Genomic DNA, 26,846 nt, shown 5'->3' with positions numbered 1-26,846 from the left:
GCCCTTTTCGGGCTGCCGCAGGACTTTGCGGCAGTAGCGCCGCCCCTGCCAGAGTGGGGCTTCGCGGTCGGCACCCGCCGACCAGTTTTTGTCCTCAGCACAGAGGAACAAAAGTGGCCAAGAAAGCTTCTTCCTTCGCCGCCCTTGGCGGTCTCGTATATTCCACCGATGCCGGTCGGCACTGCCCTGACTGCGGCAAACCGGTGGACGCCTGTATCTGCAAGCAGCAGGTCATCCCCGAGGGTGACGGCATTGCCCGTGTGCGCCGCGAAAGCAAAGGGCGTGGCGGCAAGACCGTGACCACCATCAGCGGCGTTCCACTGCCCCTGGAGCAGCTCAAGGAGCTCGCCAGCACGCTCAAGCGTCGTTGCGGCACCGGCGGGGCGCTCAAGGATGGGGTCATCGAAATCCAGGGCGACCATGTCGAGCTGCTGCTCGGCGAGCTGGTCAAACAGGGCTTCAAAGCGAAGAAATCCGGCGGCTGAACGGCCCGTACGCGATTTTTCGTCCAGTGCTTTCTAAACTCGTTCCCGTGGCCGGGGTCTACCCCTGGCACGCAAGAATCGTCATTTTCGGCTTCTACACTGCGCCCGCCACCTTGCGCGGCAGTGTCTTGACTTATCTACAGGGGACTTGAATGTCCGTACGACGCACACGCAAAGACGATGGTAGCCAATGGACCGTGGCCGACAGCCGCAGTGTTTACGGCATCCGCCATTGGGGCGCGGGTTATTTCGCCATCAATGAAGCCGGGCGCGTCGAAGTGCGCCCCAACGGCCCGGACAGCGCGCCGATCGATCTCTTCGAGCAGGTCCAGGAGCTGCGCCAGAGTGGTCTGTCGCTGCCGCTGCTGGTGCGCTTCCCCGATATCCTGCAGGACCGCGTGCGCCAGCTGACCGGTGCCTTCGACGCCAACATCGCGCGCCTGGAGTACCAGAGCCAGTACACCGCGCTGTACCCGATCAAGGTCAACCAGCAGGAAGCGGTGGTGGAAAACATCATCGCCACCCAGAACGTCTCCATCGGCCTGGAGGCCGGTTCCAAGCCCGAGCTGCTGGCAGTGCTGGCGCTGGCGCCGAAAGGCGGCACCATCGTCTGCAACGGCTACAAGGACCGTGAGTTCATCCGTCTGGCGCTGATGGGCCAGAAGCTTGGCCATAACGTGTTCATCGTCATCGAGAAGGAGTCCGAGGTCGCCCTGGTGATCGAGGAAGCCGCGGACCTGAAGGTCAAGCCGCAGGTCGGCCTGCGCGTGCGCCTGTCGTCGCTGGCCTCGAGCAAGTGGGCCGACACTGGCGGCGAGAAGTCCAAGTTCGGCCTGTCCGCCGCCCAGTTGCTGTCGGTGGTGCAGCGTTTCCGCGACGCCGGCCTGGACCAGGGCATCCGCCTGCTGCACTTCCACATGGGCTCGCAGATCGCCAACCTGGCCGACTACCAGCACGGTTTCAAGGAAGCTATCCGCTACTACGGCGAACTGCGCGCGCTGGGCCTGCCGGTCGATCATATCGACGTCGGCGGTGGCCTGGGCGTGGACTACGACGGTACCCACTCGCGCAACGCCAGTTCGATCAACTACGACATGGACGACTACGCCGGGGTGGTCGTGGGCATGCTCAAGGAGTTCTGCGACGCGCAGGGCCTGCCGCACCCGCACATCTTCTCCGAGAGTGGCCGTTCGCTGACCGCGCACCACGCCATGCTGGTGATCCAGGTCACCGACGTCGAAAGCCACAACGACGAGATGCCGACCATCGAGAACAAGGACACGCTGCCCGAGACCGTGCAGTGGCTGGCCGACTTGCTGGGTCCGACCGACATCGAGATGGTCACCGAGACCTACTGGCGCGCCACCCACTACATGGGTGACGTTGCCGCGCAGTATGCCGATGGCAAGCTCAGCCTGGCCGAGAAGGCCCTTGCCGAGCAGTGCTACTTCGCTGTCTGCCGCCGCCTGCACAACTCGCTGAAAGCCCGTCAGCGCTCGCACCGCCAGGTGCTCGACGAGCTCAACGACAAGCTGGCCGACAAGTACATCTGCAACTTCTCGGTGTTCCAGAGCCTGCCGGATACCTGGGCCATCGGCCAGGTGCTGCCGATCATTCCGCTGCACCGCCTGGACGAGGAGCCGCTGCGCCGCGCCGTGCTGCAGGACCTGACCTGTGACTCCGACGGCAAGATCAACCAGTACGTCGACGAGCAGAGCATCGAGACCAGCATGCCGGTGCACGCGGTCAAGGAAGGCGAGGACTATCTGCTGGGCGTGTTCCTGGTCGGCGCCTACCAGGAGATCCTGGGCGACATGCACAACCTGTTCGGCGACACCGACTCGGTGAACATCTACCAGAACGCCGACGGCAGCGTGTACCACGCCGGTATCGAGACCCACGACACCATCGAGGACATGCTGCGCTACGTGCACCTGTCGCCGGAGGAACTGATGACTCACTACCGCGACAAGGTGGCCAGTGCCAAGATCAGCGCACGGGAGCGGACGCAGTTCCTTGATGCGCTGCGCCTTGGCTTGACGCGGTCTTCGTACCTGTCTTCGTAAACTGCAGGGGGCCGCTTTGCGGCCCCCTGCATCACTGAATCCAACGCCCTTTCTCCTGCAGTCGCCACCCCACCCATCCCAACGTCACCCCCCGCAAGGCCATGAACCCCAGGAACGCCAGCCACAAGCCATGGTTGCCGAACCCCCGCATGGCAAATGCCAGCGGCAGCGCAATCGCCACCGAAAGCAGCATCGCATTGCGCATTTCCCGCGCACGGGTGGCGCCGATGAACAGCCCATCGAGCAGATAGCTCCACACCGCGATCAACGGCAGCAGCGCCAGGTACGGCAGGTACGGATACGCCGCCGCGCGCACGCTGGCGATGTCGGTCTGCAGATCGATGAACAGGTGTCCGCCCAGCAGGAACACCACGGCGAACCCCAGGCTGACGATCAGCGACCAGCCACAGGCCACCACCAGCGACCGGCGCAAGACCTCGCGATCACGGGCGCCGATGGCATGCCCGCACAGGGCTTCCACCGCATGCGCCAGGCCATCCAGGGCATAGGCGGTGAGCAGCAGGCCATTGAGCAGCAGGGCGTTGGCCGCCACCGTCGCTTCGCCCAGGCGTGCGCCCTGCACGGTGATGAGCAGGAATACCAACTGCAATGCCAGGCTGCGCAGGAAGATGTCGCGGTTCACCGCCAGCAGCGGCCGCCAGCTCTGCCAGCGCTTGAGCGCGTTCCAGGCGACCTGCCCGGGGTAGGCGCGCAGTGCCGGGCGGGTGAGGGCCAGGCCGAGCAGGGCAGCGGTCCATTCGGCGATCACCGACGCTCGCGCCGAGCCGACCACGCCCCAGTCCAGACCCAGGACGAACCACAGGTTCAGGGCGATGTTCAGCAGGTTGGTGGTCAGCAGGATCGCCAGGGGCGCGCGGGCGTTCTGCGTGCCGAGGAACCAGCCGACCAGCGCATAGCTGGCCAGCGCCGCCGGCAGGCCGAGCAGGCGGGTGTGGAAGAAGGCTTCGGTCGATGCCTGCAGCGCCTCGCTAGGTTGCATGGCTTGCAGGGCGAGCTGGCTGAAGGGCAGGGCGAGCAGGCCGATCAGCGCGGCGAGGCCGAGCGCCAGCAGCAGTCCCTGGGCCAGTACCTGGCGCAGTGCGGCGCCATCGGCGCGGCCGGCCGCCTGGGCGGCGAAACCGGTGGAGCCCATGCGCAGGAACCCCAGCAGCCCGACCATGAAGGTGAACAGAGTGGCGCCCACCGCCACCGCGCCCAACTGGTGAGCGTGGGGCAGGTGGCCGATGACCGTGCTGTCGACCAGCGCCACCAGCGGCACCGAGATGTTGGACAGGATCATCGGCGCGGCCAGGGCCCAGACTTTGCGGTGGGTGAGGCGGTCGCGCCAGGCGATGGACAGTGAGGACATGCGGGCTCCGGCAGGAAAGCGTGGGGCGTGGGAGCGGGCTTGCCCCGCGATTGCCCAGCGATTGTACCGACCCGGGCACTGCTGCGCGCGAACAGGGTCTCACTTGTCGCGCATCGCCAGGTAAGCCGCGAGTCGTTGCGCTATAGTTGCCCCCCTCACGTACACGCTGCCGAAGAGTTCTCTCTCAAATGCTCAACAAAGGATTGTTGCTGGCCTGCGCGCTGGCCTTGCTCAGTGCCTGTGATTCGTCGACGCCGGACGCTCCTCCGGCCGCCCCCGAGAAAGCCACCACCAGCGCGCCTGCCGCCAGCACGCCGAGCAAGCGCGAGGATCCGGCTGTGCTCGCCAAGCGCTACGCCGGCCGCGAGCTGAGCGTGCTGGATGTCTCGGAAGTGCAGCTCGACGGTGCCAGCACCTTGTCGGTCAGTGTCTCCGCGCCGCTGGACGCCAATCAGGATTTCGCCGCGAAGCTGCACCTGGTGGATACCGTCAAGGGCAAGGTCGATGGTGCCTGGGAACTCTCCGATAACCAGATGGAGCTGCGCCTGCGTCATCTGGAGCCGCAGCGCAAGATGGTCCTGACCATCGACAAGGGCCTGCTGTCGGTCAACGGCAACACCCTCGAGGCTGAATCGGTCAGCCGCTTCGAGACCCGCGACATGCAGCCGACCGTAGGCTTCGCCAGCCGTGGCTCGCTGCTGCCCACGCGCCTGGCCGAAGGCCTGCCGGTGATCGCCCTGAACGTCGCCAAGGTCGATGTCGAGTTCTTCCGGGTCAAGCCCGAGATGCTGTCGACCTTCCTGGTCAACTGGGGCCGCAACTCCAGCCTGTACTACTACCAGTCCAAGGAAACCCTGGACATGGCCGAGCTGGTCTACAGCGGCCGTTTCGACCTCAATCCGGCGCGCAACACCCGCGAGACCGTGCTGTTGCCGATCGCCGGGATCAAGCCGCTGCAGGACCCGGGCGTGTACCTGGCGGTGATGCGGGCCTCGGGCACCTACGACTACTCGCAGCCAGCGACCCTGTTCACCCTCAGTGACATTGGTGTGTCCGCCCACCGCTACCGCGACCGGCTGGATGTCTTCACCCAGGCGCTGGAAGGCGGCAAGGCGCTCGCTGGCGTCACCCTCGAGCTGCATGACGACAAGGGCAAGCTGTTGGCCCAGGCCAAGACCGACGGCGACGGCCACGCGCAACTGCCGATCACTGCCAAGGCCGACACCCTGATCGCCACCCAAGGCGTGCACACCACCTTGCTGCGCCTGAACACCGCGGCGCTGGACCTGGCCGAGTTCGACATCACCGGTCCCCAGGCCAATCCCTTGCAGTTCTTCATCTTCGGCCCACGCGACCTGTACCGCCCGGGCGAAACGGTGTTGCTCAACGGCTTGTTGCGCGATCAGGACGGCAAGCCGGTCAAGGCCCAGCCGGTGAATGTGGAAGTACGCCGCCCGGATGAGCAGGTCAGTCGCAAGTTCGTCTGGGAGGCCGATACTAACGGCCTGTTCCAGTACCAGCTGCAACTGGCCAGCGAGGCACCGACCGGGCGCTGGCAACTGCTGCTCGATCTCGGCGGCGGTCGTCAGCAGGTCTACGAGTTCCTGGTCGAGGACTTCCTCCCTGAGCGCCTGGCGCTGGAGCTCAAGGGCAGCAGCACGCCCCTGGCGCCTGAAGACACCGCGACCATCCAGGTCAGCGGCCGCTATCTCTACGGTGCGCCGGCCGCAGGCAATCGCCTCAGTGGCCAGGCCTATGTACGACCGCTGCGCGAAGCGGTGCCGGCACTGCCGGGCTACCAGTTCGGTGCGGTCACCGAGACCGAGCTGAGCCAGGACCTGGAGCTGGACGAAGTCACCCTCGACCAGAACGGCAAGGCGAGCATCGACATCGAGAGCCGCTGGAGCGAGGCCCGTTCGCCATTGCAACTGACCGTGCAGGCCAGCCTGCAAGAGTCGGGCGGCCGGCCGATCACCCGCCGCCTGGAACAACCGATCTGGCCGGCCGAGCGCTTGCCCGGCCTGCGTGGCTTGTTCTCCGGCGAGGAGACCGACAGCGACGGCCCGGTGGAGTTCGAGTTCCTGGTGGCCGATCGCGACGGCAACAAGCTCGCCGCCGACAACCTCAAGGTGCGCCTGATCCGCGAGCGCCGCGATTACTACTGGAACTATTCGCAGAGCGACGGCTGGAGCTACAACTACAACGAGAAGTTCCTCACCCAGAGTGAAGAGACGCTCAGCGTCAAGGCCGGCTCCACCGCCAAGCTGAACTTCCAGGTGGAATGGGGCCCGTACCGCGTTGAGGTGGAAGACCCGCAGACCGGTCTGGTGTCCAGTGAGCGCTTCTGGGCCGGCTACCGTGCCCAGGACAACGCCGAAGGCGGCGCCGTGCGCCCTGACCAGGTGAAGATCGCCCTGGACAAACCGGCCTACCAGGACGGCGCCACCGCCAAGGTCACTGTGACCCCGCCTGCTGCCGGCACCGGCTACCTGATGATCGAGTCCGCCGATGGCCCGCTGTGGTGGCAGGCGATCGACGTGCCCGCCGAGGGCAAGACCTTCGACGTCGCCCTGGACAAGAAATGGGCGCGTCACGATCTGTACATCAGCGCCCTGGTGATTCGCCCGGGCGAGCGCAAGGCCAATGCCACGCCCAAGCGCGCCGTGGGCGTGCTGCACCTGCCGCTGGACCGCGCCGAGCGCAAGCTCGCCGTGACCCTGCAGGCGCCGGAGAAGATGCGGCCCAAGCAACCGTTGACGGTGAAGTTCAAGGCCGCCAACGCCGACGGCAGCGTGCCGAAAGAGATCCACGTGCTGCTGTCCGCGGTGGATGTGGGCATCCTCAACATCACCGACTTCAAGACCCCTGATCCGTTCGCCAGCCTGTTCGGTCGCAAGGCCTATGGCGCCGACCAGCTGGATATCTACGGCCAGCTGATCGAGGCTGGCCAGGGGCGTCTGGCCAGCCTGGCGTTCGGTGGCGATGCGGCGATGGCCAAGGGCGGCAAGCGTCCGAACACCACGGTGACCATCGTTGCCCAGCAGAGCCTGCCGGTGACGCTGGATGACAAGGGCGAGGGGCAGGCCACTGTCGAAATCCCTGACTTCAATGGTGAGCTGCGGCTGATGGCCCAGGCCTGGACCGACGAGCATTTCGGCATGGCCGAAGGCAAGACCATCGTCGCCGCACCGTTGATCGCCGAGCTGTCGGCGCCGCGCTTCCTCGCCGGCGGTGACCGCACCAGCCTGGCACTGGACCTGGCCAACCTGTCCGGCCGGGCCCAGCAACTGAATGTGCAACTGAGTGCCGAAGGCCAGCTCGCCCTGGCCGCTGGCGCCCAGCAGAGCGTCACCCTGGGCGAAGGCCAGCGCAGCACGCTGATGATTCCGGTTCAAGCCCAGGGCGGTCTTGGCCAGGGCAAGGTGCGGGTACGGGTCGAAGGCCTGCAACTGCCGGGCGAACCGGCCACGCCCTTCGAGCGCGAGTGGACCCTGGGCGTGCGCCCGGCCTACCCGGCGATGCTCAAGCACTACCGCGTGGCCCTGAAGGACCAGCCCTGGACATTGCCGGACAGCGACCTGGCCGCGTTCGAGCCGGCCGGGCTCGAAGCCAGCCTGGCCCTGTCGAGCCGTCCTCCGCTGAACCTCGCCGAACAGATCCGCGCGCTGGAGGCCTACCCCTACGGCTGTCTCGAGCAGACCACCAGCGGCCTGTACCCATCGCTGTATGCCGACGCCGACAGCCTCAAGCGCCTGGGCATCAAGGGCGAGCCGGCCGATGTGCGCAAGCGCAAGATCGAGATGGGCATCGAGCATTTGCTGGGCATGCAGCGCTACAACGGCAGCTTCGGCCTGTGGAGCTCGGACAGCGAGGAAGAATACTGGCTGACTGCCTATGTCACCGACTTCCTGCTGCGTGCCCGCGAACAGGGCTACGGCGTGCCGGCCGAGGTGCTGAAGAAGGCCAGCGAGCGCCTGCTGCGCTACGTGCAGGAGCGTAACCTGATCGAGGTCGACTACAGCCAGAATGCCGATCACACCCGTTTCGCGGTGCAGGCCTACGCGGGCCTGGTCCTGGCGCGCAGCCAGCAGGCGCCGCTGGGGGCGTTGCGCAGCCTGTTCGAGCGGCGCGCCGATGCCCGTTCCGGCCTGCCGCTGGTGCAACTGGCAGTGGCACTGGACAAGATGGGCGACAAGCCGCGCGCGCAGCAGGCGCTGCAGGCTGGCCTGGCGATCACCCGCAGCACTGGCTGGATGGCCGACTACGGCAGCGCCCTGCGCGATCAGGCGCTGATCCTGGCATTGCTGCAGGAGAACAATCTGGCCGGCAACCAGGTCGACCAGCGTCTGTTCGCCCTGTCCGACGAACTGGCCGCCAACCGCTGGTTGTCGACCCAGGAGCGCAACGCGTTGTTCCTCGCCGGGCGAGGCTTGCTGGGCAAGCCTGAAGGCAACTGGAAGGCGCGTCTGGACAGCGCCGGCGAGGTCCGCGAGTTCGACAACGCCGAGTCGGGCATGAAGCTCGAAGGTCCGCTGCTGGCCTCGCCGCTGACGGTGCAGAACGAAGGCAGCGACACTCTTTATCAACAGCTGACCTTGTCGGGCTATCCGCGCCAGGCTCCGCCTGCCAGCAGCAATGGCCTGGAGATTCGTCGCGAATACCTGGGTATGAATGGCCAACCGTTGGATGTGCGCAGCCTGCGCAGCGGCGACCTGGTGCTGGTGCACCTGGCGCTCAAGGCGCAAAGCCAGGTGCCGGATGCGCTGGTGGTGGACCTGCTGCCGGCCGGCCTGGAGCTGGAGAACCAGAACCTGGCGCAGAGCGCCGCCAGCCTGGACAACGCCAGCAGCGCGGTGAAGCAGTGGCGCGAGTCGATGCAGAACGCCAGCGTGGTGCACCAGGAGTACCGTGACGATCGCTATGTCGCGGCGCTCAAGCTCGACAGCTACGGCACCACCCACCTGCTGTACCTGGCGCGGGCGGTGACCCCGGGCAGCTACCGTATCCCGCCGCCGCAGGTGGAATCGATGTACCGGCCGAACCTGCAGGCGACCGGCGAAAGCCAGGGGGAGATGGTCGTGCGCGGCCGCTGAGCCTGCGTGGGCGAAGATTCGTGGGCGCGGGCTTGCCCCGCGATGGCGTCAGCACAACGGGCATCACTGCCTGACCTGACGCTATTGCAGGGCAAGCCCGCGCCCACGAGGACGTGCATTCAATGGACGACCCAACTCAATACCCACAAGCCCAGCAACGCCCAGATGATCCCGAGGATGATCGACGCCCGCATGAACGCGCGGATGGCCGAGTACAGCAGCATCAGGCCAACGATGAGCGCCAGGATGCTGACCAGCGAGGTGTCCATGCCCAGCGTGCGCGCCAGCCCGTCGATGAAGTTGCCACCTGCGTTGGCCAGCAGGTTGAACAGCCCGCTCAGCCCGTCGACGATGAAGCGGATCAACGAACCCAGTGCCTGGCCCAGCCACTCGAAAAAACCTTCTACATGCATAGTTGCTTCCTGATGAACGAATCGGTGATTCCAAGCCTTTGGCCATCACCTGGCCCGGTCGGTTCCCGATGCCAAGCTTAGCCCGGTCAAGCCTGAAACGGGTCCTGCGGCGCATGGCCATCGTCGGTCTGGGGAGTATCGCCCTGTTGTGGCTGGCCGACCGCATCTGGCCGTTGCCGATGCCGGGCGACGACCTGGCGCGGGTGGTGCTCGCCGAGGACGGCACGCCCTTGTGGCGTTTCGCCGATGCCGATGGCGTGTGGCGCTATCCGGTGAGTCCGCAAGAGGTGTCGCCGCTGTACCTCGAGGCGCTGCTTGCCTACGAGGATCGCTGGTTCTACCACCACCCCGGGGTCAACCCCATGGCCCTGGCCCGGGCCGCCTGGCTCAACCTGCGGGGTGGGCGCGTGGTGTCGGGCGGCAGCACCTTGTCGATGCAGGTGGCGCGGTTGCTCGACCCGCATGATCGTACCCTGCCTGGCAAGCTGCGCCAGCTGTGGCGCACGGCGCAGCTGGAGTGGCACCTGTCCAAGCAGCAGATCCTGCAGCTCTACCTGAACCGAGCGCCGTTCGGCGGCACCTTGCAGGGTGTGGCGGCAGCCAGTTGGGCCTACCTGGGCAAGTCGCCGAAGCACCTGACCCCGGCCGAGGCCGCGTTGCTCGCGGTACTGCCCCAGGCTCCCAGCCGGTTGCGCCCGGACCGCCATCCCGAGCGCGCCCAACGGGCCCGCGACAAGGTGCTGCAACGCCTTGACGAGTACCAGGTGTGGCCGGCCCAGCGAATCGCCGAGGCCCGGGAGGAGCCGCTGCTGCTCGCACCGCGTCAGGAGCCGGCGCTGGCGCCACTGCTGGCCCGACGGTTGAATACGCCGGACAGTCCGCCGCTGATCCGCACCACGATCGACGCGGCCTTGCAGCGACGCCTCGAGGACCTGCTGCTGGGGTGGCGTGCGCGGCTACCCGAGCGCACCTCGGCGGCGTTGCTGGTGGTGGAGGCCCAGAACATGGCCGTGCGAGCCTACCTGGGCTCCATCGACCTGGGCGACGAGCGCCGCTTCGGCCATGTCGACATGGTCCATGCCTTGCGTTCGCCGGGCTCGACCCTCAAGCCGTTCCTCTATGCCATGGCCATGGACGATGGCCTGATCCACTCCGAATCGCTGCTGCAGGATGTGCCGCGTCGCTACGGTGACTATCGCCCCGGCAACTTCTCCATGGGCTTCAGCGGGCCGGTCTCGGCCAGCTCGGCGTTGGCGCTGTCGCTCAACCTGCCTGCGGTGCAATTGCTCGAAGCCTACGGGCCGAAGCGTTTCGCCGCGCAGATGCGCATGGGTGGCGTGCCGTTGCTGCTGCCGCCATTGGCCGAGCCGAACCTGTCGCTGATCCTCGGCGGTGCCGGCAGCCGCCTGGAGGACCTGGTCGGCGGCTATGCGGCATTCGCCCGCCAGGGGCGCAGTGCGAGGATCCGCCTGCAACCGCAGGATCCATTGCTGGAGCGACGCCTGCTGTCGCCAGGTTCGGCATGGATCACCCGGCGCATTCTCAGCGGCCTGGCCCGTCCGGATCGCGATCCCCACGCCGAGCTGGTGCAGCGCCCGCAACTGGCCTGGAAGACCGGCACCAGCTATGGCTTTCGGGATGCCTGGTCGGTGGGGGTGGGGCCGCGTTACCTGATCGGTGTATGGATCGGTCGCCCCGACGGTACCCCGGTGCCCGGCCAGTTCGGCCTGGCCTCGGCGGCGCCACTGATGCTGCAGGTGCACGATCTGCTCAGCAATCGCGATGCCCAGCGTGGCATCGATGTGCCGGTCGAGGCGGTGCCGGCCTCGGTCGGGGTGGCGGCGATCTGCTGGCCGCTGGGGCAGCCGATGAGCCGGCAGGATCCGAACTGCCGCCGCCAGCGCTTCGCCTGGACCTTGGACGGCACCACACCGCCGACCCTGCAGGCGGCCGACCAGCCGTTGGGCCTGGGGCTGCGCGACACGGTCTGGGTCGATGAGCAGGGGCTGCGGGTCGATGCCGCCTGCACGGGCGCACATGCGCGGGACATCGCATTGTGGCCAGCGCCGCTGGAGCCCTGGCTGCCGCGTCAGGAGCGGCGAGCGGCACGCCTGCCGGCGGTGAATCCGGCGTGCCCGCCGAAGGTAGCGGCCAGCGCGCCGCCATTGTCTATCGTCGGCGTACGTGCCGGCGACAACCTGCGACGCCCGGCCACCAGCAGCGAGCCCTTGCAGTTGCGGGTATCGGCGTTGGGCGGCGGGGGGCAGCGCTGGTGGTTCCTCAATGGCCAGCCGCTGGGCGAGACCCGCGGACAGGACAGCCTGCTGGTGCGTTTCGAACAGACCGGCCGGGTCGAGTTGAGTGCCCTGGATGGCAGTGGCGAGACCGCGCGGGTGGAGTTCCAGGTCAGCGATTGAAGCGGCCAGGACGCGCCTGGGGCGAGATGGCCGCGGCGGGCGCGATACACATGGGCGGATGTTATTTGATGGCTGTCAGCAGCGGCTTGGGAAACAGGTTCTCGAGGGTTTCCAGCAGGCGGGCGTGATAGATCGGCTTGCGGAACAGGTCGAGGACATGCAGGCGCAGCAGGTCGCTGACGTCGTCCAGGTCCGCGTGCCCGGACATCACGATCACCGGCAGGTGCTGGCGCGCGGTATGGTCGCGCAGGCGCTTGATCAGGCCGATACCGCTTTCGCCGGGCATGCGCAGGTCGGTGATGACCAGTGCCACGTCGGGATGCCGGGTCAGCTGGCGCAGCGCGGCGTCGACCGAGGTGGCGGTGTGGCAGCAGAAGTGTTCGTTCTCCAGCAGTTCGGCCAGTTCGAGCAAGGCCTCTTCCTCGTCGTCCACCAGAAGAATCTGTTCACGCAAGGAAGAGGTCGACATGGCTGGCTCCTGCGGGATGGATCACCCAGGTGTTGCGCGGCGGCCCTCAGAGCGCGCCCTGAATGGTGGTGAACATGGTCCTGATCGCGGCCGAGATGGGGGTGACGAACCCGGCGATCACCACCGCGACCATCGCCGCGATCACCGCGTACTCGATGCCCGAGGCGCCGTCCTTGCGTTGGATGAAGTGTTTGCAGTGATTCAGGATGCGTTGCAGCATGGCAGATCTCCTCGCGCTCGAGCGGCGCCGGTGGTGGGGCTTGAAAGTGACACCCCTTTGCCATCACAGGATTGCCAAGCGGTGGCAGGCTGCAAATGTAAGAAGGCATTAGTCCTAAAGCATTGGTGCGTATTGACGCTGCCAAGTCGCTGTTTTGGCAAAGCGTCAAATTCATGGCTCAAAAAACCAGAGGCACCTAATGGCGAATTGGCAGGGCTGCGCTACCGTCCAATAGCAAAATAATTACTTTTTGCCATCATTTGGCCAGGGCGTAGGGAGGAGCGAATGAGCAGTCGCTTGAGCATGATCCTCGCTGGCCTGTTTCTGTTCGCGGCACTGCTGGCCGGCTACTGGGGAGTGCGCCTGAGTCGCCCACCAGTGTCTGCACCGGCACCGCCCGGCACAGTGGCCGATGCGCCATTGCCGGTTGTCGCCCCTCCTGTTGTCCAACCCGAGGAACCGCCGCGCACACCGGTGCTGGTATTGCGCCGGGCATTGCCGGCCAACACGCCGGTCGGCGAGGACGATGTGCTGGTCGAGCGCTTGCAGGTGGCGCCGGTCGGCGCCTTCCAGCAACTCGAGCAGGTACTTGGGCGCAGCAGCGCCCGCCCGTTGCCGGCGGGCAGTTGGCTGGAGGAGGCGAGCTTCCAGGCTGGCGGCCCACTGGCCAGGATGATCCGCCGTCATGAGCGGGCAGTGGCACTGGCGGTGGATGACGTGATCGGGGCCGCAGGGCAACTACGCCCGGGCGACTATGTGGATGTGCTGCTGTTTCTGCGTGAGGACAACAACAACCCGCAGGCATCGGCACAGGTGGTGCTGCCAGCCTTGCGCGTGCTTAGCGTCGATCAGCAGACCGGGTTGGCCAACGACGGCCGGCCGGCGCAGAGCGCCGAAGAGCAGAAGGCCCGCCGTGACCAGCAGCCTGCGGGTGGCAGCAGCGCCCGTACCGTGGCCCTGGCGGTCCCCGAGGCGCTGGCCAGCCGGCTGATGCTGGCGGCCCAGGCCGGCACCTTGCGCCTGGCCGTGCGCAGCGCCGACGAAGCGCTGCTGGCGAGCTACTGGCGAGATGCAGATACCGCGCCGGCGCTGGAGAGCGCCAGCCGCGATCTCTACCGGTTCAGCCAGTTGTCACAGGTTTCTTCAGGGGCCGCCGCCGCCGTCGGGGCCCCGGCGATGCAGATCATCCGTGGCGCCCAGGGCGTCGAGTCGAACAAAAAACCCTAACCGGCAAGGATGCACGTCATGCGTAGTTCTTTGCGTAGCGCTTTGCGTCGTACCGCGTCGATCGCGACATGCGCCGGCCTGGCCCTGTCATTGCTGGCGCCGTTGGCAGAGGCCGCTGGCAAGGGCTGCCCAGGATACGATCAGTTGCCCTCGGTGATCGAGCTGGACCAAGGGTTGCAGCAAGAGCTGCGCCTGCCGATGACCATCACCCGCGCGGCGGTGGGCGAGCCGAAGGTGGCCGATGTGCAGGCCAGTGGCGAACGGGCGGTGCTGTTGACGGCGGTGGGGCAGGGCAATACCAGCCTGATGCTGTGGACCGGTTGCTCGTCGACGCCGCACCGGACGATGCTGTTCGTCAAGGGCCGGGCCAGCGCCGACATGACCGGGACCGCGCAACTGCCGTCGGCGCAGGCGGATCTGCCGGTGCAGGTACAGGCTGACATCCGCTTCGTCGAGGTGCGCCGGCTCAAGTACAAGGAGGCCGGCGCGCGATTGTTCTTCAAGGGCTCCAACAGTCTGATCGGCGCGCCCGGCACGGTGCCCGGGGCCACGGTACGCCCGACCGATCTGCCTGGCGTGGGGCTGAACGACAACGTCTTCAACATCGTTCTGGGCGGTAACAATGGGCGCTTCATGGCGATGATCAATGCCCTGGAGAACAGCGGCTTCGCCTACACCCTGGCACGTCCCAGCCTTACCGTGCTCAACGGGTTGACCGCAAGCTTCCTGGCCGGTGGCGAGATTCCCATCCCGGTACCCAGCAGCGGCAGCAACAACGTGTCGATCGAATACAAGGAGTTCGGCGTGCGCCTGGCGCTGACCCCCACGGTGGTCAGCCGCGACCGCATCACCCTGAAGGTGGCTCCCGAGGTCAGCGAGCTGGACTACAACCACGCGGTGACCATCGCCGGCACCCAGGTCCCGGGCCTGAGCGTGCGCCGCACCGACACCAGCATTTCCCTGGCCGATGGCGAGAGCTTCATCATCAGTGGCCTGATCAGCAGCAACGTGCGTTCGGGCGTGGACAAGATGCCGGGCCTGGGCAACCTGCCGATCATCGGCGCGTTCTTCCGCCAGTCGGCGCTCAACCGCGAGGAGACCGAGTTGCTGATGATCGTCACCCCGCACCTGGTCCAACCATTGGCAGCCAATGCCCGCTTGCCGGAACTGCCGGGCGAGGGCTTGCGCAGCTACGACCCTAGCTGGGGGCGTCTGTTCTTCATGGAAAACGGCAGCTTCGATGGCCGGGGCGGGATGTCGCGATGAGCGAGAGCCTGAACCAGACCTACCTGGCCCTGACCCGCAACGAGGAGGACCTGCACTGGCTGCAGGGAGCCCTGGCACCGATGGGCCAGGTGATCGCGGCGGCCGGCACCAGCCTTGACGAGCTGCTGGCGCTGGTCGACATGACGTTCAGCAACCTGGTGTTCATCGGCCTGGACCGTGAGCAATTGATCGGCCAGTGCACACTGATCGAGGGCATGCTGGAGGCCAAGCCGATGCTGGCCATCGTTGCGCTGGGCGATGGCATGGACAACCAGCTGGTGCTTCACGCGATGCGAGCCGGTGCCCGCGACTTCGTCGCCTACGGCTCGCGCGCCAGCGAAGTGGCCGGGCTGGTGCGGCGCCTGGGCAAGCGTCTGCCGGCGGTCACCAGCAACCCCAGCCTGGGCGGCCTCACCGTGCTCTACGGGGCCCAGCGCGGCGCCGACGGCGCGCTGCTCACCACCCACCTGGCGCGGGTGGTCCAGGACAGTGGCCAGCAGACCCTATTGCTCGATCTCGGCCTGCCCCGTGGCGATAGCCTGGCACTGTTGGGGCTGGAGGCCTCGTTTCATTTCGGTGACGCCTTGCGGCACCTGCGCCGGCTCGACGCGACGCTGATCGACAGCGCCTTCAGCCGCGACAAGGGTGGCCTGCGCCTGCTCGCCTACGCCGATGGCGACGAGGCCCTGGAGCAGAGCAGCGCCGCCGAGCTGTACATGCTGCTCAGCGCCTTGCGCCAGCATTTCCAGCACATCGTCGTGAACCTGGCCGGGCAGGCCGACAGCGAGGCCTTGCGGACCATCGTCAGCCATTGCGACAAGCTGATCCTGTACACCGACCAGAACATCCTCGATTGCCGGCGCAACCTCGAGGTGCTCGAACAGTGGCGCGACCGTGGCATCAAGCTCGAGCACGCCAGCTTGCTGGTCGACCGCTTCATGCGCCATGTGGCGCCCGATGCCGAGGCCTTGGCCAAACGCTATGGACTGCCCTTGCTCAAGGTCATGCCCTATAGCCCAGAGGTGCGCCTGAACGCCAAGAACCAGGGGCTGAGCCTGTTCGAGCTGGCGCCACGCGAGGGGCTGACCCAGGCCCTGCGCAGCCTGGGCGAGCGCCTGGCCAGCCGCTCCGAGAACCTGGCGCCGCCTAGCCACGCCTGGCTGCGCGGCTTGTGGGGCAAACGATGAGCAACGAGGAGCCGTTTGGCGGGGCCCGCCATGCCGGCAACGACCCGCAAGTGCTCAAGCGGGCCTTGCACCGGCATGTCATCGATGCGATCGAGGACAGCGGCCGCAACCTGCTCGAAGGGGCCCGCCCGGTATTGGCGCAGTTCGTGCTCGAGCAGGTCGGCGATTATGTCGCCCGCCTGCGCCTGGCGTTGTCGCGCTATGAGATGGAGCGCCTGGCCGAGGAAATCGTCGACGAGTTGACCGGCTATGGTCCGCTGGAGGTGCTGCTGCGTGATCCAGGCGTCACCGAGATCCTGGTCAACGGGCCGCACCGGGTGTTCATCGAGCGCTCCGGGTTGCTGCAGCAGACCGACCTGCGGTTCATCGACGCCCATCATGTCGAGCGCGTGGTGCAGCGGATCCTGGCGCCCCTGGGGCGACGCCTGGACGAGTCCTCGCCGATGGTCGATGCGCGCATGCCCGACGGCAGCCGGATCAATGCGATCATCCCGCCGGTAGCGCTGGACGGTCCGTGCCTGTCGATCCGCAAGTTCCGCCAGGACATGCTCAAGAGCGCCGACCTGCTGGCCACCCGCGCCATCGACCAGGCCATCTTCGACTTTCTCGAGCGCGCCGTGGGGCGGCGCTGCAACATCCTCGTCAGTGGTGGTACCGGCACCGGCAAGACCACCCTGCTGAACATCCTCAGCCAGATGATCGCTCCCCAGGAGCGCCTGGTGACCATCGAGGACGTCGCCGAGCTGCAACTGCACCATCCGCATGTGGTGCGCCTGGAGACTCGCCCGCCGAACGCCGAGGGGCATGGCGAGATCAAGGCCAGCGAGTTGATCCGCAACGCCCTGCGCATGCGCCCCGACCGCATCATCCTGGGCGAGGTCCGTGGCGCCGAGGTGGTCGATGTGCTGACGGCGATGAACACCGGCCATGACGGCTCGATGAGCACGGTACACGCCAACAGTGCCCAGGATGCCTTGCTGCGCCTGGAGACCCTGGTTGGCCTGACGGGGCGCCAGGTGGCCGAGAAGACCCTGCGGCAGATGATCTGCGCGGCGCTGGATGTGGTGATCCAGCTGACCCGCCTGGCCGATGGCCGGCGCTGCGTGAGCGAAGTGCTGGAGGTGGTGGGGGTGCGCGACGACGTCTATGTCACCAACACCCTGTTTCGCCTTGACCGCCGCAACGGCGATGGCTTCCTGCGCGAGGCGCCGAACCCGGCGGGCGCCAAGCTGCGCCATGAGGGCATCCAGTGATGGGCCCGCTGCTGCTGGCGCTTTCGCCGCTGTGCCTGGGCATGGCGTTGCTGCTGGTGCGCCTGGGGCTGCACAAGCGCGGCGAGGAGCGCGTGCTGCAACGCCTGGGGCAGGCCTATCGCAGCCTGCGTGTCGGCAGTGTCCGGCACGACTGGTTCGATCCGTTGTTGCATCGTGCGGGGCTGACCCAGGGGCGGCTTCCCCTGCGTGGCGCGCTGGCGGTCTGGCTGGTGGCGAGTCTGCTGGCGGCCCTGGCCGCCGGCTGGGTGGCGGGCTTGATGCTGTTGCTGGGGCTGCCGCTGCTGGCCTACCTGTACCTGAGCTGGCGCTGTCGGTACCGGTTGCGGCAGATCATCCAGCAACTGCCCGGGCTGCTCGACTACAGCGTGCGCAGCCTGAAATCCGGGCGCACCTTGAACGATGCGGTGCTCGGTGGCATCGAGTCCACCCGCGAGCCCTTGCGCTCGGCGATGTTGCGGGTTCGGCGCAACGTGCAGCTGGGGGTGCCGCTGGAAGATGCGGTGGGCGAGCTGGCCGAGCTCTATGGGCAGAACGAGCTGCGCCTGTTCGCCCTGGGCCTGCGCATCAACCAGCGCCATGGTGGCAATGCCAGCGAGCTGATGGAGAACCTGATCAAGCTGATCCGCGAGCAGGAGCAGGGCGAGCGGCAGTTGCGCGCGATGACCGGAGAAACCCGCATCACTGCCTGGATTCTCGGTGCGTTGCCGTTGGCCATGGTCGGCTACTTCCTGTTCGCCAACCCCGGTTACCTGTTGGCCATGTGGAACGATGGCCATGGCCGGTTGATGTTGCTGTTCGCCTTCGCCCTGCAGGCCATCGGTTGCCTGGTGCTGTGGCGCATGATGAGGAGCCTGTGACCATGGCCTTGATGCTCAGCGCCCTGTGCCTGTTTGCCGGCTTTGCCCTGTTCGGCCTGCAGGCGCTGCGGCAGTGGCGGGGCCGGCAGCGGGTGGCGCGGCGTCTGCAGGGAGGCCTGGGGCGGGACGAGCGGCTGGGCGACTGGTTGCAATGGCTGGGCAGCAGCCCGCTGGGGCGCCGCCTGCAGCGGCTCGATGGCGAGAGCCAGGTGTTGCTCGACCGCCTGGGCTGGCGCCGTAGTCGGCAGCGGGCGCTGTTTGCCGCCGTGCAACTGGGCTTGCCGGTACTGATGTTGACGCTGGTGCTGCTGATGCTCCACAGCCTGCCGGGGGAACAGGGGCACTGGCCGGTACTGGCGCTCTGTGCGCTGGGCGCCGGCTACCTGCTGCCCAAGCGCCTGCTGGCGCTGGCGGCGGCGCGGCGGCAGCGGCGTATCGGCGAAGAAGTGAGCCTGTTGATTCCGTTGCTGCGCATCCTGTTCGAGACGGGGCTGGCGGTGGAGCAGGCCTTGCGGGTGCTGGCCCATGAGGGGCGTAGCCTGGTGCCGAACATCAGCGACGAACTGCGCCTGGTGCTGCAACGGGTCGATTCAGGGTTGGCGCTCGGCCTGGAGCTGGACAAGTGTGCGCGGCAACTGGCGGTGGACGAGTTCAGTGATGCCTGCGTGATCCTCCAGCAGTTGCTGGTCCAGGGTGGTGGCTCGATGAAGTCGCTACTGGCGCTCAAGGAATTGCTCGACGACCGCCGCCTGACTGGCTTGCAGGAGCGGGTCTCGAAGATGTCGGCGAAGATGTCGGCGGTGATGATGGTGTTTCTGTTCCCGGCCCTGCTGATCGTACTGGCGGGACCGGGCTTTTCGGCACTGGCGCGGGCCTTGGGGCCATGAGCTTGCAAGGGCGCGTCGAGCCATGGGTGGGGGCTGGTTTCAAGGGGGAAGTGCAATGAAAGCGATCCTGCTGTTCAGTGGCCTGTTGCTGCTCACAGGTTGTGCCGGCCAGCCGCCCGAAGGGCTGGCTCACCTGCTCGGCGCAGGCAGCTGCGGCAAGCCGGATACCGACCAGCAGATGAGCCTGGACCTGGCCGACCAGATGATCAGCGAAGGCCGACCCCATGCCGGGCTGGCGCACCTTGAGCAATTGCCGGAGCGCCTCGACCAGGTGCGTCTGCGCAAGGCCAGGGTATTGCGCCTGCTGGGACGCAGCGAGGCCGAGCCGTTGTATCGCAGCCTGTTGGGCGGCTGCCTGGCGGCCGAGGGCGAACATGGCCTGGGCCAGATGGCCTCGGCCCGTGGCGATGATCCGCAGGCGCTGCGTCACCTGCAACGGGCGGCGCGCCTGGCGCCGACCGACGAGAAAGTGCGCAACGATCTGGGCGTGGTGCAGATGAACCTGGGCAACCATGAGCAGGCGCGGTTCGAGTTCCTCACCGCCCTCGAGCTCAAGGATGACAACCCGTTGCCGGCGGTGAACCTGGTTACCCTGTCGCTGGTGCAGGACAACTGGGGTCAGGCCGAGGACCTGGTCAATCGCCTGCACCTGCGGCCCGAGCAGTTCGCCCAGGCCCAGGCCCGGGCACAACAGCTACGCGCCAGTGGACGTGGCCCGCTGGCTGCGGCCAGCGTTTCCAGCGCATTGCTCAACTGATCGGGAGGTGACCATGTACCGAACCTGTTTCGCCCTGCTGTGCCTGGCCGCGACGCTGCCTGCCCAGGCCGATGATCCGCCCCGCCAGCTCCAACCGGAGACCGCCACGGAAGCCTGGCTGCAGGTGCAGGCGAAGAACCGCCAGGCTTCCCCGGTGCCCCAGGTGCAGACCGACAAGGAGCGCGACCAGGCCATGCAGCGCTGGCTGGACAGCTACAAGTATGCGATCCCGGATTTCTATCGCTGGACCAGGGTCAACTCGTCGAACAACTGAGCCCCGCACATCCGTGGCGGGGCTCAGTCATTCAATGGGTGGTGAAGCGCTGGTGTACCGGTGACGAGCGCGGTGTCAGCGCCAGTGCCAGTTGGGTGCGGTTGTGCATGTGGGTCAGGCGCAGCACCTGCGAGACGTAGAGTTTCACGGTGTTTTCGGTGATGCCCAGCTCACAGGCAATCTGGTAGTTGGTCTTGCCCTTGCTCACCAGCTTGGCCACTTCGAGCTGGCGCGGCGACAACTTCTCGAACGCCGCCGGCAGTTCGGGCTCGCTGTCCTCCTTGTCGCTGGCACGGCGGTGGGTGCCCTGGCCACGGGCTTTCTCCAGGTCCTGGTAAAGGTCGTCGATGGATTCGGCCAGTTCCTGCAGGCGCTGGTTGAGGCTGCCCAGCTCGCGGAAGTTGCGTTGGCGTTCCTGCAGTGCCTGCTCCTGGCGACGCACGCCTTCGAGCAGCTCATCGAGGTCCATGGGCTTCTGGTAGTAGTCCGCGAAACCCTCGCGCAGGGCGCGGATCACATCCTGCTTGTCGGCGCGGCCGGTCAGCATGATGGCTTCGAACAGCCGCTGCTGGCCGGCGATCTGCTTCAGCGCGCGGACCAGCTCGATGCCATCGTGTTCGGGCATGTGCAGGTCGCACAGCACCAGGCCGATGGCTTCGTCGGCCTTGAAGCACTCGATGGCCTGCCGGGTGGATTGGGCGGGCACGCAGCGATAGCCTTCGCCCTCGAGAAACTCGCACAGCTCTTCGACGATCACCGGCTGGTCGTCGACTATCAGCACTTTCACCCCACTGACGGATTTGTTCACGATCAACTCCCTGTTGTATCGGCCCTGTGCCTGAGCCAGACGCCCTGGCAGCAAGAAACGTAGTCGCACTTTGCAATTATGTACATCGACTGTAGACCTCTTCTGACTGTTTGGTCGTTTATTGGATCCAGACGGCGGTCAGGAGGAATCCGGCCAGCACATAAGGTGCGAAGGGCTGCTTGTCGCCGACCTCTTCCGCGAGTTTTTGCAGGCGCTTTTTCAGCTTGGGGTTGAGCAGGGTCCACAGGCGCCGGCGGCCAAGCAGCCAGGCCAGCACGGTGATGCCGGCGCCGATGAAGGTGCCGAGCACGTACTGCGGGCTGGTGGCCAGGGCCAGGGTGCCCATCAGCTTGACGTCGCCGGCGCCGAACCGGCCCAGCATGTAGCCGGGCAGGGTGAGCAGCATGACGATCGCCAGGGCCCAGCCGGCATCGCTGGCATCGGCACCGATCCAGCTGTGCCCGGTGGCGAACAGCCAGATCAGCGCGAAGGCCGCGACGCCGAGGGTGAGGGAGTTGGAAATCTGTCGTTCGCGGACATCTTGTTCGGCGCACAAGGCAAGCCACATCAGGAGAACAATGCTTTGCATTGGCAAATTGCCATCCCTATTCGTTGAACGGTTCTATGCTGTCAGACAGGTCTCACAGTCAGGGTAGACGCGATCATGCAAGCAGGCCCGGCGGGACGGCAAAAAGGCGCGGCAGCCCTCGAATTTGTCGCGGTATTCATGATCTTTTTCGCGGTGTTCTACGGCCTGGTCAGCTACGCCCTGCCAATGCTCATGCTGCAGTCGTTCAACCAGGCCAGCAGCGAGGCAGTGCGCCGCTGCGTGGCGGTGGACCCGGCCAGTGCCACCTATGAACTGGACGTGCAGGGCCTGGCACGCCAGGTGATCGCCCAGCAACTGGCGTGGATGCCCAGTTCGCTGGGTTTCAGCGCCCTGACCGACACCCGGATCAGCATTGGCGCGGACAAGGTGCTGACCGTGACCATCGACTACCCTCGCGAGCGGCTCAACCGGGTCATGCCGGTCCTGGTACTGCCTTTGATCGGCGAGGTGCCGAACCTGCCGGCGCGCCTGCAGGCCCAGGCGAGCCTGCAACTGTGAGCGGCAGCCTGTTCGACCGCTGGCGCGGGGCGCCGGTGCTTCCTGCCGAGGTCGACGCCGTGCCGGCGGTCGGCTTGCAACTGTGGCTGGACGGCCAGGCCCGGGTCCTGCGCCTGTCCGGCCCGCTGCGAACCTTGCTGGTCCTGCCCGGGCAGGCAGAACCCCGGGTCCATGACTACCTCGAGGCGCACAGCTGGCTGGTGCTCGAGGGTGTGCCCGGCGACTGGCAGGGGCAAGCGCTGGACCTGGATTTCCACACGGTGACCGGGCACGCCCTGCATACCCGCGGCTGGCTGCAGCGCCAGGGCGGGCAGTGGCTGCTGCAACTGTTCGATATCGGCGACCTGTTGCGCGAGCAGCGCTGGGACCGGCAGCGGCCGCTGCTCGGGGAGATCGGCCATGCCCTGCGCGAGTGCGGTGCCGAGCGGTTGGCGCAGGTCGCCGCCGAGCAGTTGCAGGCACTTGCCACCCATTGGCAGGCCACTGCGCTGCGCCTGCTGTTGCGCGACGGTACGGCCTGGCGTACTTACGCCAGCAGCGAGGAGCAGTGGCCATGGCCTGCGGACAGCCGTCTGCAGCCTTGGCTGTCGCGGTTGCCTGCGCAGTCGTTGCTCGAGATACGTGACGACCCGGACCTGTTGGCCGCCTGTGGTGGCACCACCTTGTTCCTGCTGCCTTACCGTCAAGGGCTGGAAGCCGAAGCCTGGCTGTTGTGCGCCGGCGCCAGGCAGCCGCCGGCCGATGACATGGCCCTGGCGTTGCTGCGGACCCTGGCCGAACCGCTGCTGGCGCGCTTGCGGCGTCAGCAATTGCAGCAGCAGGCCAGCTACCTCGACGAACTCCAGCAACAGCTCGGTGCCGGTTGGTGGACATGGCCCCTGGAGGGTGACATGACGCTGGACCCGGTCTTGGCCAGGGCGCTCGAGCTACCGTGCCAGGTATCGCGGGAGCAGTGGCTGGCCTGCCTGCATCCGGCCGAGCGCGAGCCCGCCCGGCTGGCCTTGTCCCAGGCCCATGAAGGCCAGGCGCTGAACCTCAGCCTGCGGCTGTCGGCGGCGAATACCCAGGGCGCGTCGCGCTGGTTCCACTGGGTGGGGCAGCGTGAGGGGCGCCAGTTGCGCGGCTTCCTGCTCGATATCACGGCGCTCAAGGCCCAGGAGCAACAGGCCGATGCCGCCAAGGCACGCCTGGAAAACCTCATCGCCAGTTCGCCTGCGGTGATCTATGTGCAACGTTATGCCCAGGGCGCGCTGCACGGTGAGTTCTTCAGTGCCAGCCTGGCACCGCTGCTGGGCTGGGCCAATGACAGTGAACAGGCGCGCCAGCCTGGTCTGGCCGTGCACCCGCAGGATCATGCCTTGTGGCTGGAGCGCACGCGCAGCCTGCTGCGTGATGGCCAGGTGCGCTGCCGCTATCGGCTGCGCGACCGGCATGGCGGCTATCACTGGATGCTCGATGAGGCGCGCCTGTTGCGCGACGATCTCGGCCAGCCCCTGGAGGTGGTCGGCCTGTGGCTGGATGTCAGCGAGGCCACCGAAAGCGCCGAGCGGGTACGCCAGAGCGAGGAGCGCTACCGAGTGCTGGTGGAGGATTCTCCGGCGATGATCTGTCGCTACCTGCCGGACCTGACGCTGCAGTTCGGCAACCGGCCGTTGGCCGAGCAGTTGCGCTGCAGTTCGGGACAACTGCCGGGGATGAACCTTGGCCAGTGGCTGTCCGAGCAGCAGCGCGAAGCCTTTCTCCTGCGTCTGCGCCAACTGACGCCAGAGCAGCCACTGGGCAGCGCGGAAATCTGCCTGCAACTGCCGGGGCGTGAACATGCCTGGTGGGTATGGGCCGATCGTGGCCTGTTCGACGCCGCGGGCCGGCTCGTGGAGGTCCAGGCGGTAGGTCGGGACAACAGCGAGGTCCGCCGCAGCCAGCAGCAACTGTTGCAGGGCGCGAAGATGGCCACCCTGGGCGAGCTGGCCACGGGCCTGGTGCACGAGATCAACCAGCCGCTCAATGTCATGCGCATGGCAGTGGCCAATGCCCTCAAACGCCTGGAAAGCGGTAACGCCGATCCGGCCTATTTGCAGGACAAGCTGCGCCGAGTCGAGGCCCAGGTCGAACGGGCGGCGCGGTTGGTCGAGCACATGCGTGTGTATGGGCGGCGCTCGGCGCTGGAACCGGTGCCTTTCGTGGCCTGGGCCGCGGTCGAAGGGGGCCGGGCAATGCTCGAGGAGGGCCTGCGTGGCAAGGGGGTGCAGTTGCACCTGGAGGTGCCCGCCGAGCAACCGACGGTGCTTGGACAACAGGACCAGCTGGAGCAGGTGCTGATCAACCTGCTGGTCAATGCCCGCGATGCACTGTTGGCGAATGCTGGCGCGCAGCCCTGGATCCGGGTGCGCCAGGCGCTGGAGGGCAACTGGCTGAACCTGCTGGTCGAGGATAACGCCGGCGGTATAGATCCACTGCTGCATGCGCGCATCTTCGAGCCGTTCTTCACCACCAAGCCGGTCGGTGCCGGCACCGGACTCGGGCTGTCGGTCAGCCATGGCATCGTCAGCCACATGGGCGGGCGCCTGAGCGTGGCCAACGGTGCAGCAGGCGCCTGCTTTCGTATCGAGCTGCCGCTTCACATCACCAGTTGAGCGTGACCGCCGGTACAACTGAGATTGGCGCCGACCTGGGCGTTGGCCAGGTCGATGCCCAGCACTTTCAAGAGACTGTTGAGCAGCGGATCGAGCAGTGGGCTCAGCAAGTTGCGGATCAGCGGTTCGAGAATGTTCCTGACCCCATCCAGCAAACCGGCGGTGAGCACCAGCACCTGGCCGAGGCCGCTGTTGACGATGGGCTTGTAGGCTTCCAGGTGGATGCCGGAGAGGGTGTCGCTCAGGCTGGCGACCACCTGGGCCTGGTCGCTGTCCATGGCTTGGTAGGCCGGCGCCAGGCCAAGGTTCGGCGGGGCGCTGGCACCGGCGAACAGCAGCGGCTTTTCCAGCGGGCCGCTGCCCAGCACCTTGCTGTCGACCCGTAGGCCGATACCACCTCCGGCGAACGGCACCCGTGTGCCGCAGGACGGCGGCAGGATCAGCAGGCGGCTGCAGACATTGGTGCCGATGTCGATCAACGGCAGCGCCTTGACCACCGCTGTGCCCTGGCTGAGGAAGTCCGCCGGTGAGTCGAAGCTGCCGATGGCGATCTTCGCCGCGGAGCGTTGGGTGAGGGTCGTCAGGCTCTTGGGGCTGCAACTGTAGTTGTCCGGCGGTGCCGGGCGCAGTCGGCTGCTGGCCTCGGCCACTTCGAGGCCGATGTCGATGTGCAGCTGGCTGTCGAGCAGCTTGATGTCGCTGACCTTACACGGCACGCCGAGGGCGCAGGTAAGCGACTGCACGGTGCCCAGCAGGTTGAGGCTGAGCAGGTTGTTGAGCACGTTGGTCAGTGGCGCGGCCAGGTCCAGCACGGCATTGAGCAGCCCGGCGATGCCACTGAGCAAGGGCAGGTCGAGGGACACCAGGGCACGGACCTGGGCGGTGTGCACGCGCAGGTCGTCGACCCGCGGATCGCCGATGGCCGAGATCTGCTGCGGCTCGATGATGCGTAGCTGGACGCGGCCATTGACCAGGCCCAGCAGGTTGATCGGCAGGTCGGCGTTGACCGCGCGCTCGCTGGCCGCCAGCTGGATGACGCCCTGCACCAGTTGCAGTAACTGGACGCTGGCGTCGAGGCCGGCATGGGCGGTGCCGCTTTGCAGGTCGAGCAACTGGCCCAGTTGCAACCCACCAACCGGCAGGTCGGCGGCGATCTTGCCCAGGTTGGTCACCACGTCGACTGCCGCGCCACCTTGCTGCAGTACCTTGACCGCCGCCTGCAGCAGCACCGTGGCGCTGGTGTCGAGGTTGAGCAGTTGCTGATAGTCGCCCACCCCCAGGTGCAGATCGATCGCGAGCTGGTCGAGGTAGCTGAGCAGGTCCAGGCGAGTGTTGGCGATGCCCTGCCAGCCCAGCAGGTCGAGCTGAGCCGAACCGCCCAGGGACTTGAGCAGGGCGTTGAGCAGCGAACCTTGGGCGGAATTGAGCGTGACCAGGCTGCTGCGGATGCTCAGCATGGCCTGGGGCGGCAGCGGCTTGGCCGCCACCGCGCTGGCACGCAGGGTCGTGGTGCGTGGCAGGCCGTTGCCTTGCACCAGGTCGAACACACCGGCGGCGACGCTGGTGCTCACTCGGCTGCTGACCTCGACCTTGATCGCTTCGTTGCGCACAGGATCACCGATGAAGCTGCGCACGTTGTTGCCACCGGTGCGCAGGTAACCGCAACTGGCGATCAGCGGATCACTGGCGGCATGGCCGTTGCGGGTGGCGGCGGTGCGGGCGAGGGTGGCGGCCTGGGGGGCGCTGCCACTGCAGGCGGCGCCATGTTCGGCCGCTTCCAGGGCCGCCATGTCGGCGACGCGCTGGAGCTTGCGTTGTTCGAGATAGAGACGGCCACTGTCGACGGCCAGGAGCATGAACAGCAGGGCCAGGCCCAGGATCAGCGCGGCCATCAGGCCGATCGCGCCACGTTGGCGAAGCGCTGGACGGGAAACCACGGGCACTCCTTTGCCGGCGTCGAGCCGGGCAGCGTGGCGGCGGTCAAGGCAGTGTAGTCAAGATGATGGCATCTTGCCTTGTCGCGCCGCCTGCGCTCG

Annotated in this window: 21 protein-coding genes; 14 read left to right on the top strand and 7 right to left on the bottom strand. The window is 66.8% G+C overall.

Annotation, left to right across the window (positions count from 1 at the left end):
• Positions 1 to 113 precede the first annotated feature (113 nt).
• Entirely contained in the window at positions 114 to 485 is a 372-nt protein-coding gene (locus F3J43_RS12880; RefSeq protein WP_166886621.1) for a translation initiation factor Sui1, read from the top strand.
• Between the two features lie 152 nt (positions 486 to 637).
• On the top strand, positions 638 to 2,551 hold the full coding sequence (gene speA, locus F3J43_RS12875) for an arginine decarboxylase (RefSeq protein ID WP_166886616.1): 1,914 nt from the start codon (positions 638 to 640) through the stop codon (positions 2,549 to 2,551).
• A 31-nt stretch (positions 2,552 to 2,582) separates the two neighbouring features.
• Here the strand turns inward: speA and F3J43_RS12870 are convergent, their stop codons facing one another.
• Entirely contained in the window at positions 2,583 to 3,920 is a 1,338-nt protein-coding gene (locus F3J43_RS12870; RefSeq protein ID WP_166886612.1) for an MATE family efflux transporter, read from the bottom strand.
• A gap of 188 nt (positions 3,921 to 4,108) precedes the next feature.
• Between F3J43_RS12870 and F3J43_RS12865 the strand changes: the two genes are divergently transcribed.
• Complete coding sequence (locus tag F3J43_RS12865; protein ID WP_166886609.1) at positions 4,109 to 9,013, top strand: alpha-2-macroglobulin family protein; 4,905 nt, start codon at positions 4,109 to 4,111, stop codon at positions 9,011 to 9,013.
• 119 nt (positions 9,014 to 9,132) lie between these two features.
• Here the strand turns inward: F3J43_RS12865 and F3J43_RS12860 are convergent, their stop codons facing one another.
• On the bottom strand, positions 9,133 to 9,426 hold the full coding sequence (locus F3J43_RS12860; RefSeq protein ID WP_166886606.1) for a hypothetical protein: 294 nt from the start codon (positions 9,424 to 9,426) through the stop codon (positions 9,133 to 9,135).
• A 68-nt stretch (positions 9,427 to 9,494) separates the two neighbouring features.
• Here F3J43_RS12860 and pbpC point away from each other — a divergent pair, with 68 nt between their 5' ends.
• Complete coding sequence (gene pbpC / locus F3J43_RS12855; protein WP_166886603.1) at positions 9,495 to 11,843, top strand: peptidoglycan glycosyltransferase PbpC; 2,349 nt, start codon at positions 9,495 to 9,497, stop codon at positions 11,841 to 11,843.
• A gap of 61 nt (positions 11,844 to 11,904) precedes the next feature.
• Here pbpC and F3J43_RS12850 read toward each other — a convergent pair whose 3' ends face one another.
• The gene (locus tag F3J43_RS12850) at positions 11,905 to 12,312 is read right to left on the bottom strand and encodes a response regulator (protein WP_166886600.1); all 408 of its coding nucleotides are present in this window, start codon (positions 12,310 to 12,312) and stop codon (positions 11,905 to 11,907) included.
• Between the two features lie 46 nt (positions 12,313 to 12,358).
• Positions 12,359 to 12,532 (bottom strand): Flp family type IVb pilin, encoded by a 174-nt coding sequence (locus F3J43_RS12845; RefSeq protein WP_166886597.1) that lies wholly within the window; start codon positions 12,530 to 12,532, stop codon positions 12,359 to 12,361.
• Positions 12,533 to 12,817: 285 nt separating this feature from the next.
• Between F3J43_RS12845 and cpaB the strand changes: the two genes are divergently transcribed.
• The 8 genes from cpaB to F3J43_RS12805 are packed head-to-tail and all read left to right on the top strand — an operon-like array spanning position 12,818 to position 20,261.
• Positions 12,818 to 13,759 (top strand): Flp pilus assembly protein CpaB, encoded by a 942-nt coding sequence (cpaB, locus tag F3J43_RS12840; RefSeq protein WP_166886593.1) that lies wholly within the window; start codon positions 12,818 to 12,820, stop codon positions 13,757 to 13,759.
• An 18-nt stretch (positions 13,760 to 13,777) separates the two neighbouring features.
• Positions 13,778 to 15,025: a type II and III secretion system protein family protein gene (locus F3J43_RS12835; RefSeq protein WP_166886590.1), complete on the top strand. Its 1,248-nt coding sequence runs from the start codon at positions 13,778 to 13,780 to the stop codon at positions 15,023 to 15,025.
• Positions 15,022 to 16,212, top strand: a complete 1,191-nt coding sequence (locus F3J43_RS12830) for a CpaE/TadZ family protein (RefSeq protein WP_166886587.1) — start codon at positions 15,022 to 15,024, stop codon at positions 16,210 to 16,212. The genes F3J43_RS12835 and F3J43_RS12830 overlap by 4 nt, the downstream gene beginning before the upstream one ends.
• Positions 16,209 to 17,465 (top strand): TadA family conjugal transfer-associated ATPase, encoded by a 1,257-nt coding sequence (locus F3J43_RS12825; RefSeq protein WP_166886584.1) that lies wholly within the window; start codon positions 16,209 to 16,211, stop codon positions 17,463 to 17,465. The genes F3J43_RS12830 and F3J43_RS12825 overlap by 4 nt, the downstream gene beginning before the upstream one ends.
• Positions 17,465 to 18,343 (top strand): type II secretion system F family protein, encoded by an 879-nt coding sequence (locus tag F3J43_RS12820; protein ID WP_205297833.1) that lies wholly within the window; start codon positions 17,465 to 17,467, stop codon positions 18,341 to 18,343. Before F3J43_RS12825 ends, F3J43_RS12820 begins: the two co-directional genes overlap by 1 nt.
• A gap of 2 nt (positions 18,344 to 18,345) precedes the next feature.
• On the top strand, positions 18,346 to 19,230 hold the full coding sequence (locus F3J43_RS12815; protein WP_166886578.1) for a type II secretion system F family protein: 885 nt from the start codon (positions 18,346 to 18,348) through the stop codon (positions 19,228 to 19,230).
• 55 nt (positions 19,231 to 19,285) lie between these two features.
• Positions 19,286 to 19,987 (top strand): tetratricopeptide repeat protein, encoded by a 702-nt coding sequence (locus F3J43_RS12810; RefSeq protein WP_166886573.1) that lies wholly within the window; start codon positions 19,286 to 19,288, stop codon positions 19,985 to 19,987.
• Between the two features lie 13 nt (positions 19,988 to 20,000).
• On the top strand, positions 20,001 to 20,261 hold the full coding sequence (locus F3J43_RS12805; RefSeq protein ID WP_166886570.1) for a DUF3613 domain-containing protein: 261 nt from the start codon (positions 20,001 to 20,003) through the stop codon (positions 20,259 to 20,261).
• A 31-nt stretch (positions 20,262 to 20,292) separates the two neighbouring features.
• Here F3J43_RS12805 and F3J43_RS12800 read toward each other — a convergent pair whose 3' ends face one another.
• Entirely contained in the window at positions 20,293 to 21,069 is a 777-nt protein-coding gene (locus F3J43_RS12800) for a response regulator (protein ID WP_166886567.1), read from the bottom strand.
• A 118-nt stretch (positions 21,070 to 21,187) separates the two neighbouring features.
• Positions 21,188 to 21,658 (bottom strand): A24 family peptidase, encoded by a 471-nt coding sequence (locus tag F3J43_RS12795; RefSeq protein ID WP_166886562.1) that lies wholly within the window; start codon positions 21,656 to 21,658, stop codon positions 21,188 to 21,190.
• A 75-nt stretch (positions 21,659 to 21,733) separates the two neighbouring features.
• Here F3J43_RS12795 and F3J43_RS12790 point away from each other — a divergent pair, with 75 nt between their 5' ends.
• Positions 21,734 to 22,177 (top strand): TadE/TadG family type IV pilus assembly protein, encoded by a 444-nt coding sequence (locus F3J43_RS12790; protein ID WP_166886559.1) that lies wholly within the window; start codon positions 21,734 to 21,736, stop codon positions 22,175 to 22,177.
• Positions 22,174 to 24,810 (top strand): PAS domain-containing sensor histidine kinase, encoded by a 2,637-nt coding sequence (locus F3J43_RS12785; protein ID WP_166886556.1) that lies wholly within the window; start codon positions 22,174 to 22,176, stop codon positions 24,808 to 24,810. Before F3J43_RS12790 ends, F3J43_RS12785 begins: the two co-directional genes overlap by 4 nt.
• Here F3J43_RS12785 and F3J43_RS12780 read toward each other — a convergent pair.
• Positions 24,795 to 26,747: a pilus assembly protein TadG-related protein gene (locus F3J43_RS12780; protein WP_205297830.1), complete on the bottom strand. Its 1,953-nt coding sequence runs from the start codon at positions 26,745 to 26,747 to the stop codon at positions 24,795 to 24,797. The two genes, F3J43_RS12785 and F3J43_RS12780, sit on opposite strands and share 16 nt — an antisense overlap.
• Positions 26,748 to 26,846 lie beyond the last annotated feature (99 nt).

This window comes from Pantoea sp. Cy-639 (assembly GCF_011752525.1).
Classification (GTDB): domain Bacteria; phylum Pseudomonadota; class Gammaproteobacteria; order Pseudomonadales; family Pseudomonadaceae; genus Aquipseudomonas.
Note: the sequence above shows the minus strand (reverse complement) of the source record. Positions and strands in the feature narration are given on the sequence as shown.